The organism is Imperialibacter roseus (assembly GCF_032999765.1).
GTDB lineage: Bacteria > Bacteroidota > Bacteroidia > Cytophagales > Cyclobacteriaceae > Imperialibacter > Imperialibacter roseus.
Genome location: NZ_CP136051.1, coordinates 3,132,837 through 3,146,171 on the forward strand (window position 1 = coordinate 3,132,837; position 13,335 = coordinate 3,146,171).

The following is a 13,335-nucleotide window of genomic DNA, read 5'->3' on the forward strand; positions in this document are numbered from 1 at the left end:
CCATTGCTACATTATGAAAAAGACATATACCTACACCCTATTTATTGCTTTAGCATTATTAGTCGCCGCTGCCATTGCCGGCATTGGACTTAACTCCCCAATCAGTGGGCCCTTGTTGATTGCAGGCCTTCTCTTACTGGCGTTTGCATTTCGAGGAAGTGAAAAAGCAAAAGGCTATAGTTACTCTGTAGTCATTTTTTCATCGGTTGCTGCCGCTATGTACTACCCCGCACCGTTTCAGCAAATCGGCGACTTCAAGCTGGGCACTTTGATAGTTCCGCTGCTTCAAATCATCATGTTCGGCATGGGCACGTCCATGAGCATCAAAGATTTTGAAGGAGTGGTCAAAATGCCCAAAGGAGTAGGCGTTGGTTTGCTGTGCCAGTTTACCATTATGCCGCTGCTCGGATTTGGAATAGCCAAGCTTTTTAACTTCCCTTCTGAAATAGCCGCCGGTATTATACTGATTGGCTCGGCTCCAAGCGGGTTGGCCAGCAACGTGATGGCCTACCTGGCCAAAGCTAATGTGGCCCTTTCGGTAACAATGACAGCCGTAGCCACTATGCTGGCCCCGCTAATGACACCCTTATGGATGAAGTTACTAGCCGGACAATATGTTCCCATCGAATTTTGGGGGATGATGTGGAGCATTGTCAAAATTGTGATCATCCCGATCATTGGTGGCCTGATCTTCAACAAACTCTTTCACGGAAAGGCCCCCTGGGTCGACAAAGCGATGCCCCTTTTGTCAATGGCGGGCATTGCCATCATCATCAGTATCATTACCGCCTCTGGCAGAGATGCTCTCCTCACTTATGGCGTTGTCCTCGTTTTCGCAGCCCTGCTGCACAACACGGCTGGTTACTTTCTAGGTTATAAGCTTTGTAAAGCCATCAAATTACCAGAAAGAGACTGTAGAACAATTGCCTTTGAGGTAGGTATGCAAAATGGCGGACTCGCTTCGGGAATAGCGCAGGGGATGGGAAAAGTGGCTACTATGGGCCTCGGCCCCTCTGTCTTTGGTTCATTGATGAACATTACGGGATCTATCCTGGCAAATTGGTGGAGAGATAAACCAACGGGTGAAAAAGACCCAAAATGAAAAGGCTTCTGCTTCCGGCAGCCGTTTGGCTACTTTTCACACAAGGTGTTTTCGCCCAAACGGCCTCTTCCTTTGATGTCAACGACAGGCTGGGGCGTGGCATCAACATGGGCAATTCCTTTGAGGCACCTACCGAAGATGCCTGGAGCAACCCCTGGCAGCCGGAGTACTTCAAAATAATAGCTGACCTTGGCTTTCAACATGTGAGGCTCCCTGTCCGTTGGGAAACGCCGGAGCGGAGCATGGTCGACCCGCCCTATACAATCAATGCAGACTTCTTGCGGAGAATTCAGGCCGTTGTCGACACCGCACTGAAATACAAGCTGCATATCATCGTGAATATGCACCACCACGATTCGCTTTTTGAGAACGTGGCCCGTGAAGAACCAAGGTTTCTTTCACAGTGGAATCAAATCGCTGACTATTTCAAGGACTACCCTGACAGTTTGCTCTTTGAGGTACTGAACGAGCCACACGGAGAAATAACACCGGCATTGTGGAACGATCTTTTCGCCAAAGCGCTGACAGAAATCCGAAAAACGAATCCTACAAGAAGTGTGATATTGGGAGTGGCAGAGTATGGTGGACTTACTGCTGTTCCTCAATTGGAGATTCCTGCTGATGACCACCTCATTCTTAGCATCCACTATTACAACCCCTTTCACTTTACCCACCAGGGAGCTGATTGGGTGGGCCCGGAAACCCAGGCATGGCTTGGTACTGAGTGGAATGATACGGAAGCCGAACGACTGACAATCGTCAACGAATTCAAGGTGGCCCAGGCTTTCGCCGAGGAACACAACCTGCCGTTCAATGTTGGTGAGTTTGGTGCCTATAGCACAGCCGATATCGACTCAAGGATTCGCTGGACTACCTACCTCGCTCGCTGGTTTGAGTCGCAAAAGATGAGCTGGGCCTATTGGGAATTTAGCGCAGGATTCGGCATTTACGATCCTGCCAACAAATCGTTTCTTGAACCTCTGGTAGATGCCCTGCTGCACAACCCCATGCCGGAGCCCACCCAAGTCAATACCAAAGTGGTGTACCAAAGTGATTTTAGCTCTGGTCGGGATGGTTGGCTTGTGGTGAATCAGGGAGGTGCCGCCTCGCTATTAGACAATGCTGGCAATAAACTCACAGTGGCGATATCAGGCGGTGGCACCGAAGGCTGGCATATTCAACTCACCAAAACCGGTCTTTCGTTCACGAAAGGAAAGACTTACCAAATAGGCTTCAGCGCCAAAGCAGATGAAGCCCGGGCGGCTACCTTCTATGCCGGCAAAAACGGCGACCCATGGACGGCATACAGCGGATACAATGGTATGACCATACCGGCAACAGAAACGAGGTTTATTTTCACCTTTACGATGAACGAACCCACCGACGATCAGGCGAGATTGGTGTTTGATCTTGGTAAATCGGTAGTGGATTTGAGCATCTCCGATATTTTGGTTGAAGAGGTTCTCAACTCAGTTACTGCACTGGACGATGAGTCGGGGGAAATATTACGGTATTCCCCAACCCTACTTCGTCCCAATTGTTTGTGAGTGGATTGGAAAATTACCACAGTGCCCGGGCATTCGATATGCAGGGCCGTTTTGTTGGTGTACTCCCCTTTGAACCAGCCAGCAGATCAATCGATATGGGGCAGCTTCCGGCAGGGTTCTATTTGGTTAGGCTTACGAAGGGAGCGATCAGCGAGACTTTTCGGGTAATAAAAGAGTAGCTCTCAGAAAATTATTTAAGAATTTCGCCTTTTGAAGGTGATATTCTCCCTCTTTTCTGCACTTATAATAAAAGCTATTGCATGGAAGTAACCGAGACCCTTGAAAGAAAGCCCTTCATGGCGATGACGGCTGACGACAGACTCGCCTTTTTTGAGGCGCTCTACGAAGACGCTTTCCCCGCAGCAGCCAGGTTCGTTCACCGTATGGGTGGCAATCTGGAGGATGCCCGTGATGTTTTTCAGGACGCCCTGGTTCTCTTCTATGAGAGCCTCACTGCGAAAAAAGTACATGTAGAAATTTCCCAAAAAGCATATTTACTTGGAATATGTAAACACTTGTGGATTCGAAGAGCAAAAGCCCGAAGCATCGAAGTCCACCTGGAAGAGTGGGAAAAGTGCCTCAACGTGCCCGACCTCAACGAAGCGCATCCTTCAGCTAACAAACTGCTCGCCCTGCTGGAACTTGCTGGTCAAAAATGCCTGGATCTGCTGAAAAGCTTCTATTATGATCGCCTGAGCATCCCACTAATAGCCTCCAGTTTCGGTTTTGGAAGTGAGCGTTCCGCCACAGTGCAGAAGTACAAGTGCTTAGAAAAAGTGAGAAACGAAGTAAAATCAAAAGCACTGCACTATGAGGACTTCACTGACTGAAATAGCGCAAATTGAAAGCTACCTGCAAGGGAAGCTCGGTATCGCTGCCACCCTCCTCTTCGAGGTAAGGATGCTGCTGGAGCCATCGCTTAGCGCTAGCGTAAAGCTCCAAAAGATCATTTCAGAAACAGTTCTTCTTCATGGACGAAACCAACTTAGAAAGGAACTTACTGCAATAGATCACAAGCTTTTTACGGCTGCCGACAAAAGAGCTTTCAGAACGGAGATCGATCAAATTTTCAACCAGGATAAATAACATGAACATCCAAGCCAACCTTGTTCCCATGGTGATTGACAGCAATAGCCGTGGGGAGCGAGCTTACGACATATTTAGTCTGCTGCTCAAAGAGCGTATCGTTTTTCTTGGCACTAAAGTCGATGATGTGTCGGCCAACCTGGTGGTGGCCCAGCTGCTCTACCTCAACAGCATCGACCAAAAGTCGCCCATCAATTTGTACATTAATAGCCCTGGTGGTGTCGTGTACGCCGGCCTGGCCATTTACGATACAATGCAGATGATTCAGGCACCGGTATCTACGGTAGCAGTAGGCGTAACAGCCAGCATGGGCACAGCGCTGCTTTGTGCAGGTGCAAAAGGTAAGCGCTATGCTCTACCCCACTCCACCATCCACATGCACCCGACCGGCGGCGGTGCTCAGGGCTACACCGAAGATGTACGAATTGCCACCCGGGAGCAGGAAAGGCTACAAACTCAGCTTTTCCACCTGATGGGCAAGCATACAGGGCACAGCTGGGAAGAAATTGAGGCGTTTTTTCTGCGTGACAAATACCTGAACGTCCTCGAAGCCAAAGCCTTTGGCATCATCGACGAGGTACTCGGCAGCACCGACGACATCGTTGTGCTGGAAAAAGAGGGTTTTAAAGTGCGTTTGGCCTCTCCCAAATAAATCGCCCAAGTGCAGAAACTTCAGAACTACGATTTACCACCATGGCGGGTGGCCGAAAAATTGGCGGGCAGATGCGGGTAAAGGCCTGTGCGTTTAATTTTTCAAGACTTTTGCTTACTTTTTGTCGTTTGAAAAAGTAAGAGCCCAGCGGCTTGAGCGAGATTACTCGCTTGCACACCTCCCGTTCTCTCCCTATCTTACTCGACCAACCCGCTTAACTCATGAAACTACTCTACACCCTACTTCTACTTATGCCCTTTGCTGCCAACGCCCAAGCCCCCGGAAGCCTGACCATCAAAAAAGTGGCCGACTTCGACGTAAAAGAAACTCCCGACAAAACCTGGGAAGCTGCCAGCTGGGTAGAAGTACCTCAGAGAAGCGATAACGGTGTGACCTATGCCACCAAAGCGAAGATCTTGTATTCTGAAACCGGCATTTACTTTCTCTTCCACTGCGAAGACAACAAGCTCACCGCCACCATGACCCAGGATTTCGACGACCTGTTCAAAGAAGATGTGGTGGAGGTATTTCTATGGACTGATGAAAGCACCCCAATCTATTTCGAATACGAGCTTTCCCCTCTCAATTATGAGCTACCCATCCTCGTGCCCAATTACGGTGGCAAATTCCTGGGCTGGAGGCCCTGGCACTACTTCAACGAAAGGCGAACAAAACATGTAACGAGTGTAGAAGGCGGCCCGAAACGAAGCAATGCCGACATCAAAGCGTGGACAGCCCAGTTTTTCATTCCTTATGTGTTGTTGAACCCGCTACAGAATGTCCCCCCCACCAGTGGCACGAAATGGCGGGCCAATATGTACCGCCTCGATTACGACGGCGGCAAACAAACCCGCTGGGCCTGGCAACCCATCCGCACCAATTTCCACGACTATGAGATGTACGGGACTTTTGTGTTTGAGTGACTAAGAATTAATTGTCGAGACCTTTTTTCTTCTTGATTTCAAACCTGCGAGGGACAGTAGCCTCATCCAGTGATGATTTCCAAATAGAATTAATTATATTTTCCTCTATCAATCCAGACGTTCTCAATCCGTTCACTAACTTTTTTAGGTAGTGTGCCACCAAAGTGTAATACATCGCTATTGTTTTCGGATGAACAAGTATCCCACTTTCATATTTACTATCATGCACCAACATTTTCTTTCCTCTCAGTATGTAACTGTACAATAATACCTTGTAGGTGCCGTGAGCATGTTTAGACATCATGGAATAGAGTTCGCTTAGAACCTTTGACAGGTCGTCATCGATTTCACTTTTAATAAACTTACGATATTCACGATGGGGGATAATTTCATCATTATACCACTTAGTTAGTAATTTATCCCCAGCGCTTGAATTTGTATTGAATAGAAAGGCCAGGTCAATTGATTCGTCTAGATCTCTTAAAAGCTTACCTACTAGTCGATGTCGTTTGACGCTAAGACATTCGACAATATCAATGCATGTAACAAGCGCATCAACAAATAGCATCCATACCGCTTTTCGGGAGGTCGTTTCTTCAAGGCTAAATTCACCATTCCTTTCTCCGAGCACCACCAAAAGCTCTTTGGTTAGCCTTTCCGCCTCTTTTTGAAACTGCTCTTGAGCTCCGTACTCATAAGGATTATCCATTGCCTCTTGGGGCTCTCTGTTCCAAACGATACTTGGCATATTGCTATAACAATTAATTGATTCACCTCTTCGATATGTTCGGAAGGGTATGTAGAAATACTGACAATTCGATACCTGTCCTCTACAACTCCACCGTCTTCCCCGTCTTAAAGCTCTCGTCAGCCGCCAGCACAATGCGTAAACTATTAACCGCATCATTCAAGTGGTCGGTCAGATCAAGGTCTTCTTTGATGGCCTTTAGCAGATACAATTGCTCCAGTTCGCAAAGTCCGTCATGGTCAGGTTCGCTGGAGGTGTCCACAATTTGGTCGGGTTTTACATATTCACCTTTGTCGTTGGTAGCTGCGTAGTGCACTTTCAGACTCCCCGTTTTGCTATGGCCATCAATGTCTTGAGAGCCATCTCCTTTGGGAGCATCCACTATGTTGACGCAACCTTTCGGCCCAATCACATCTTTGACAAAGTAAGCCACCTCGCTCATCATCGGCCCCCAGCCTGCTTCGTACCAGCCTACTGAACCATCGTCGAAAGTCACCTGAAGCTGACCGTAATTGTACATGGTAGGTTTGATCTCATCCGTCAGCCTGGCGCCAATAGCACTTACACGAATCGGCTTGGCCCGGGTCATCATGCACATCACGTCTACGTAATGCACACCGCAATCCACGATGGGTGACATCGTATTCATCAGGTTTTTGTGGGTTTGCCAGTGCTTGCCGTTGCTTTGCTGGTTCAGGTTCATGCGCATCACAAGCGGCTTACCGAGCCCCTGCGCTATTTCAACAAACTTAGCCCAGGCTGGATGCACCCTTAAAATGTAGCCCACTACCACTTTCTTATTCACCGACTTCGCCATGTCCACCACACGCTGCGCTTCCTCTACGGTAATGGCCAATGGCTTCTCCACAAACACATGAGCGCCAGCTTTCAGGCTCTTCAGTGTATAGTCCACGTGAGTTTCGGCGTAAGTATTTACCGAAACAACATCTGGTTTGGCAAGTGCCAGTGCCTCGTCAAAATCGGCATAACAAGGATAATCTCCACCCAACTCCTTATTCAGTTTCTCCCGGCTTTCTGCCGTGCGGCTTACAAGCCCCACAATTTCAAAATCGTCCAACTTGTGGTAGGCTCTTGCATGTGATGCACCCATATTGCCGCATCCGGCTACTAATACTCTCAATTTATCGCTCATGTCTTTGGTGTTGTAATTTTGCTACTTCAATTAACCCTCCAGGGGCTCGAAGCCCTTGGAGGGTTCAAAACCTGCATTAAATAGAAACTTTTTTGCCCTCTTTTCAAAGTAAGAGATGATTTGCCTAAAGAAGCAAAGGATAACTGGTCAATCTGCTTCCTTAACAATAAATTGACCTCGAATTATCTAATATTGCCTTTCTAATGTCTGCTTATTCCATCTCTCACATAAAAAAGGAACTTCAAGTCCTTGATCCTGAACAACTCCGGCAGGTAATCCTTCGCCTGGGCAAATACAAAGTGGAAAACAAAGAGCTGCTCTCCTATCTCCTTTTCAAAGCACACGATGAAGCCATTTTCATTGAAGAAGTAAAAGAGGGGATCGATGAAAGCCTTTCCACTTTGAACGATAGCAACCTCTACTGGGCCAAAAAAACCATCAGGAAAGCCCTCCGATTCGCCAACAAAAACATCAGGTATTCAGGCATCAAAGAGACAGAGGTAGAGATCAGGATTTATTTCTGTCAGCAAATGAAAGCGACCGGTCTCCCCTTTCAGCGCAGCACCACTCTTGACAACCTCTATATCGGCCAGCTCAAAAAGATCGAAAAAGTGCTCAGCACCCTGCACGAAGACCTGCAGTTCGACTACCAGCAGCAAATTGAAGAATTAAGGAATCACTAGATTTGATACCTTCGACCTCGTTCAAATACACAGTTTGTTGCTACAGCTGAAACCAGAATGGGGGGGGTTGCCCCGCAGGCGGGTGGGGGAAAATTGGCCCAGATGGAATCGGCAGATGAGCGGCCTGGCTTGTGCGTTTAATTTTCCTATGATTTTTGCCTACTTTTCATCCCAACCGGGTAGGGATGGGAAAAGTAGGAGCCCTTACGGCTTGAGGAAAAGAACCATAAACAAAAAATGACTGACGATTGACACAATGATAAAGAAACAAACAACGACACTTTTACTTCTGATATTTTCCACCCTAGTTCATTGGAACAACTTATTTGCCCAACCCTTTAAATTCACCAAAACTACGGAAGGTATCAGCCTCACTGAAGGCACTCACCCCATCTATTTCTACCAGCAGCAAACAAAATCCCTCGACGGAAAATACCCCAGGGCGAACTACCTGCATCCTCTTTATGGTTTAAACGATGAGGTACTGACGGAAGACTTCCCGGCCGACCACCTGCACCAAAGAGGAGTCTTCTGGGCCTGGCATCAACTGATTGTCGACGGTGAACGCATCGGCGACGGCTGGGAATGCAAAGGCATTGAATGGAATGTGACCAGCACGGCTACCAAAGTAAGCAGCAAGGCTGCCCGACTAGAGCTGTCGGTTGACTGGAACACGATATGGAACGGCGACAGCATTACCTTCGTCAAGGAAAACACAGTCATCACCACTTACAAGACCACGGCAGACTACAGGGAAATAGATTTTGATATCAGCCTTACTGCCAACGGGCACGACGTGTGGATCGGCGGGTCGGAAGACCACAAAGGCTACAGCGGCTTTTCTGCCAGAACCATCCTACCCGATGATATAAAATTTCGTTCTGAAAAGGGAGTTTTGACCCCCACTGATCCGGCTATGCAGGTGGGTGGTTGGGTCGATATGATTGCTACCTTTGGAGAAACAAAGTCGGGATTCACCATGATGGCGGATACGACACAGATGGCGTCGTGGCATGGCTGGATATTGAGAAATAAGAAAAGCATGCAAAACGCAGCTTTTCCGGGTAGGGAGCCTTTTAAAATTGCTAGTGGAAAAACTTTGACGATGAGCTATAAGCTGGTCATACATAAAGCCGATTGGCCTCTGCAGGAAATAGAAAGCAAATTCAAAACCTTTATCGATAAGAAATGAAGCACTTAAATTTCAGGAATGGAGATCAAATGCCAGCCATTGGGCTGGGTACGTGGAAAGCAGCTCCAGGCGATGTTTACAAGGCAGTAAGAGAAGCTATTAAAATTGGCTACAGGCATTTTGACTGTGCCCATATTTACGGCAATGAAGATGAAATTGGAACAGCCTTCGCCGACGCTTTCAAAGCTGGTGAGATAAAACGAGAAGAGCTGTGGGTTACCTCCAAGCTGTGGAACAACAGCCACCGGAAAGATCAGGTAGAACCAGCGCTGAAAGTCACTCTCAAAAACCTACAACTCGACTACCTTGATCTTTATCTCATTCACTGGCCGGTGGCTCTGCAAGAAGGCATCGGTTTCCCTGCTTCACCAGCCGACTTTATTCCTATCGATCAACTTCCGCTGACAGTTACCTGGTCAGGCATGGAGGCTGTGGCCAAACAAGGCCTGACAAAACACATTGGCGTTTCCAATTTCAATATCAAAAACCTGAAGGTCATAAGCGAGGGAGCCACCATCATTCCTGAAGCCAACCAGCTGGAGTTACACCCCTACCTGCAACAAAATGAGCTGGTGGACTACTGCAAAAAAAATGAGATCGTTGTCACAGGCTACTCTCCTCTTGGCTCCTCCGACCGGCCAGCCAGATTGATTAAAGAAAGCGATCCTACCCTTTTGGAGAATGAAGTGATCAAGCAGATAGCAGCTACAAAAAACTGCTCGCCAGCACAAGTACTTCTTAGCTGGGCGGTGACAAGAGGAACTTCGGCCATTCCAAAGTCAGTGAACCCGAAGCGTTTGAAGGAAAACCTGGAGTCTGCCGCTATTGAGCTTTCTACGGACGACCTGAAAAGGATCGCAGACTTAGACCTGAATTTCCGATATATCAACGGAGAAACCTGGGCAAGCCCTGGGTCACCGTATACGCTGGAGTATTTGTGGGGTAAATAAAAAATGATTGAGAGGCTGTGTCCCCAAACGATTTACAGGAATTAGCACGGCCTCTTATTTTTTTTGTAATCATCAAATAAACATAGTGCTACCTATCTACTCTACTTTGCCAAATAGTGTTCCGACCACGGCAAAGAAACTAGTAGAGTGATCCTCAGCTCGCTAGCTTGACCAGACTTGGTTTATTCATTCCTCAAACTATCCACCGGGTTGGCATGGGCCGTTTTCCAGCTTTGCCAGAACACAGTCAGCAGCGCAATCGCCAACACGGCAGCACCAGCAACAATGAATACCCAGGGATGGAGCTGCATGCGGAAAGCATAGTTATCGAGCCAGTTGTCAGCTAATAGCCAGCTAACAGGGATGGCTACTAAAAATGACACCACCACCAGGGTGATAAACTGCCTGCCCAGCAAAGACAAAATTTGGCCGAATGAAGCGCCCAGCACTTTGCGGATGCATATCTCTTTTGTGCGAGTGGAAGCCACATAATACACCAACCCTAGCAGCCCCATGCATGCCACCAGGATGGCCAGGCCAGAGAAAATACCAAACACCTTCCCCACCTGTTTATCCCGCTCATACTGCGCATTGAAATGATCATCCAGAAAATATTCCATGTACAGTTCATCCGGAAATATTTCCATGAAATTTTCCCGGACGCTGAATGCAGCCTGATAGACATCGTCGCCGTTCAGACTGATGGTGAAATAGTCTGGTTTGAACTGCCACCAGCCTGATTCATTGAAGGGGCAGAGAACCAGCGGTTGTACTTGCTGAGACAATGATTGAAGGTTAACATTTCTAAAAACGCCTAAGATTTCATAGTCTGCATGTCCCTCTAACTTCATTTGAATCTTACTTCCTATGGCTTCAGCGTTTGATGCGTAACCCAACATATGCGCCGCCATTTCATTGATCAAAACCTTTTGTTTGTCGGCAGGAGCGTCTTTGTGGAAATTCCGCCCTTCCAAAAGTTCAATCTGATATGTTGGTATAAAAGAATCGTCGGTAAATATGTAGGGTGAAAGTATCGCCTCACTTTCAGTGTCTTCCTTTCTCTTAATGGATGAAATTGTTTCGCTGGTATGCCCGGGGATATCCGATGAAGCCACAAAGTTGGTTATATTCGGATGCGTCAGAAGAATATTTTCAAACCTTTCGACACGTACTCTCATAAGGGAGTCATAGACAAGTGGCGCTTTTACCACCAGCATCTCATTCGTCTTAAATCCCAGCTGCTGTCGCTGCATATATCTAAGCTGACTGACCATCACTATCGTGCCTGTAATAAGGGCATAGGAAATTCCAAACTGAAAAATTACCAGGGTGTTTCTGAGACCGAATTTTTGACCAGAAGCTTGAAACTTACCTTTTAGCACTTTGATCGGCAGGTAGGATGACAAGACAAGTGCCGGGTAAAGACCCGCCAAAAAACTGCCTACGATCAAAATGCAAGCAAAAATTGATAGGTTATTTTCTACGACCCAGAATTCGTAGGTAGATAAACCAGTTACTACAGGATTTCCTATTAACTCATTGAATGCCGATGCTGATAGTTGAACCCAAATTAGTGAAAGCCCAAGAGCCACAGCGTTGATCAGTGTAGATTCCACAAAAAACTGAATGATCAGTGTACCCCGACTCGCTCCAATCACTTTCCGAATCCCCACCTCACTGGCCCTTTCGAAGGCCCTGGACGTTGATAGGTTAATAAAATTGATCCATGCAATTACGAGAATCAAAATCCCTACTGCAGACAAAAAAAGAACGGTTTGATAACTCCCGTTTGACTCAGCTTCTCTCAGTAAATGGCTGTGAAGGTGAATATCAGACACAGGTTGAAGGTTCATGTGTTCGGTGATGCCGTTGGCATGCATCGCTTCGCCCAGATATTTATCGACAAAAGAATCCAATTTACGTTCAAGCATTCTGACGTCAGTCCCCGGACGTACTTTCACATACGTATAGTAATTGACATCACTCCAATCGTTGAGAGACTGTGGGGTTTCCGTAGAATGGATACTTCCAATACAATCGATCTGCAGGTGACTATTTGCCGGCAGGTCTTTAAAAATACCTGCGACCTTGAAAGTGTAATGAGAGAACTTAACGGTTTTTCCAATGGCATATTCATCGCCGAAAAGTCGATTAGTCACCGTTTCGGACAGCACAATGTTAAAAATGCCTGCTAAAGCCGAGTGGGGATCGCCATCAACAAACTGCAGGTCAAAGATATCAATGAACCCCTGATCTCCGGCGTACGAGTTCTCCAGTGAAATTTCTCGCTTATCTCCTTCATTCGGTATGTAACTAATACGCTGATCAGTCAAACCCCATGAAGTAATCTTCAATATTCTACTGGTTTGTTCTATCTCGGGAAAATCAGATTTGATAGCAGACCACACAGGTTTATGGTTGACCGCATAAATACCTGACCCCAGTGACTTGGATCCCTCAATTCCCAATGTCACTCTGTAGACATTATCCACATCTGGAATAAACCGATCGTAGCTCAGCTCAAACTTCACATACTGAAAAATGATGAAGCAGGCAGCCATGCCAATGGAAAGGCCCATGATGTTGAGCGCAGAGAAACGCTTACGCTTCAAAAGGTTGCGCCAGGCAGAGGTGAGATGATTTTTGAACATACCGTAATTGTTTAGTCTGTAAGCACCACCCAACGGCCTTATGATACCCGGCCGGAATAATTTGAGAACCTCAAGCCATACGAGTAACCCTGCCCTTCCCGCACCAACCAGCTCAAGATGTTCTTCATAAAGTTCGTGTACATCTCCCTCCACATCTTCCAGCAGCACTGGATTGCAAAACAGCCGGAGAAACCTGATGGCAATATGTGGCTTCTGGGATTTCAAGTGATTTTAAAATCAAAAGCCATTTTGGGTATTGATTCCCACAGCAGTTGGCGACTTTCCATGACTTGTTCAAGCGCCCGCTTGCCGGCAGGAGTAACTTTGAAATAGCGCTTCCTCTTCCCTCCCCTTACGCTGGTAGCTTCTCCGAACTCTGATTTCAAAAAACCTTTCTTTTCCATCCGGCTGAGCGCAACCCGCATCGCTCCCACGCTCACACCCCGCTTCAACCGAATCTCTATCTCCTTTTTGATCGCAATCCCATAGGCTTCCGGGTACAGCACCGCCGCTGTCAGCAAAACCACCTCTTCAAACTCTCCTAAACTCGCATTTCCCATTACCATAATCTTATTGCAATTCATTATTAAAGTCCTAAATGTCGCTATTATTTATTAAAATCCTATTTGTTGCTTTAATATTTTTATT

At 47.0% G+C, this 13,335-nt stretch carries 14 protein-coding genes; 10 read left to right on the forward strand and 4 right to left on the reverse strand.

The features are described 5' to 3' along the window. Positions 1-13 precede the first annotated feature (13 nt). From RT717_RS12915 to RT717_RS12945, 7 genes are all read left to right on the forward strand, one after another. Positions 14-1,102, forward strand: coding sequence for a bile acid:sodium symporter family protein (locus tag RT717_RS12915; protein ID WP_317492155.1), 1,089 nt, complete (start codon positions 14-16; stop codon positions 1,100-1,102). Continuing rightward, positions 1,099-2,649, forward strand: coding sequence for a cellulase family glycosylhydrolase (locus RT717_RS12920; protein ID WP_317492156.1), 1,551 nt, complete (start codon positions 1,099-1,101; stop codon positions 2,647-2,649). The genes RT717_RS12915 and RT717_RS12920 overlap by 4 nt, the downstream gene beginning before the upstream one ends. A gap of 5 nt (positions 2,650-2,654) precedes the next feature. Then, positions 2,655-2,828, forward strand: a complete 174-nt coding sequence (locus RT717_RS12925) for a T9SS type A sorting domain-containing protein (protein ID WP_317492157.1) — start codon at positions 2,655-2,657, stop codon at positions 2,826-2,828. A gap of 81 nt (positions 2,829-2,909) precedes the next feature. Further along, entirely contained in the window at positions 2,910-3,479 is a 570-nt protein-coding gene (locus tag RT717_RS12930; RefSeq protein ID WP_317492158.1) for an RNA polymerase sigma factor, read from the forward strand. Continuing rightward, positions 3,460-3,735, forward strand: coding sequence for a hypothetical protein (locus tag RT717_RS12935; protein ID WP_317492159.1), 276 nt, complete (start codon positions 3,460-3,462; stop codon positions 3,733-3,735). Before RT717_RS12930 ends, RT717_RS12935 begins: the two co-directional genes overlap by 20 nt. Position 3,736: 1 nt before the next feature. Further along, complete coding sequence (locus RT717_RS12940) at positions 3,737-4,387, forward strand: ClpP family protease (protein ID WP_317492160.1); 651 nt, start codon at positions 3,737-3,739, stop codon at positions 4,385-4,387. A 221-nt stretch (positions 4,388-4,608) separates the two neighbouring features. Next, a complete protein-coding gene (locus RT717_RS12945; RefSeq protein WP_317492161.1) occupies positions 4,609-5,310 on the forward strand; it encodes a carbohydrate-binding family 9-like protein in 702 nt (233 codons plus the stop codon). Positions 5,311-5,317: 7 nt separating this feature from the next. On the opposite strand, the gene RT717_RS12950 is transcribed toward RT717_RS12945, so the two are convergent. Both RT717_RS12950 and RT717_RS12955 read right to left on the reverse strand, forming a co-directional pair. Beyond that, positions 5,318-6,058, reverse strand: coding sequence for a hypothetical protein (locus RT717_RS12950; protein WP_317492162.1), 741 nt, complete (start codon positions 6,056-6,058; stop codon positions 5,318-5,320). A gap of 82 nt (positions 6,059-6,140) precedes the next feature. Then, positions 6,141-7,211 (reverse strand): Gfo/Idh/MocA family protein, encoded by a 1,071-nt coding sequence (locus RT717_RS12955; protein WP_317492163.1) that lies wholly within the window; start codon positions 7,209-7,211, stop codon positions 6,141-6,143. A gap of 203 nt (positions 7,212-7,414) precedes the next feature. Here RT717_RS12955 and RT717_RS12960 point away from each other — a divergent pair, with 203 nt between their 5' ends. The 3 genes from RT717_RS12960 (at position 7,415) to RT717_RS12970 (ending at position 10,036) form a co-directional block, all read left to right on the forward strand. Further along, positions 7,415-7,894: a hypothetical protein gene (locus RT717_RS12960; RefSeq protein WP_317492164.1), complete on the forward strand. Its 480-nt coding sequence runs from the start codon at positions 7,415-7,417 to the stop codon at positions 7,892-7,894. A 256-nt stretch (positions 7,895-8,150) separates the two neighbouring features. After that, positions 8,151-9,086, forward strand: coding sequence for a DUF6807 family protein (locus RT717_RS12965; protein WP_317492165.1), 936 nt, complete (start codon positions 8,151-8,153; stop codon positions 9,084-9,086). Beyond that, positions 9,083-10,036, forward strand: a complete 954-nt coding sequence (locus RT717_RS12970; RefSeq protein ID WP_317492166.1) for an aldo/keto reductase — start codon at positions 9,083-9,085, stop codon at positions 10,034-10,036. Before RT717_RS12965 ends, RT717_RS12970 begins: the two co-directional genes overlap by 4 nt. A 182-nt stretch (positions 10,037-10,218) precedes the next feature. Here the strand turns inward: RT717_RS12970 and RT717_RS12975 are convergent, their stop codons facing one another. Together RT717_RS12975 and RT717_RS12980 are read right to left on the reverse strand one after the other, a co-directional pair. After that, positions 10,219-12,912, reverse strand: a complete 2,694-nt coding sequence (locus RT717_RS12975) for an ABC transporter permease (protein ID WP_317492167.1) — start codon at positions 12,910-12,912, stop codon at positions 10,219-10,221. After that, positions 12,909-13,247: a PadR family transcriptional regulator gene (locus RT717_RS12980; protein WP_152000160.1), complete on the reverse strand. Its 339-nt coding sequence runs from the start codon at positions 13,245-13,247 to the stop codon at positions 12,909-12,911. The genes RT717_RS12975 and RT717_RS12980 overlap by 4 nt, the downstream gene beginning before the upstream one ends. Positions 13,248-13,335: the final 88 nt, after the last annotated feature.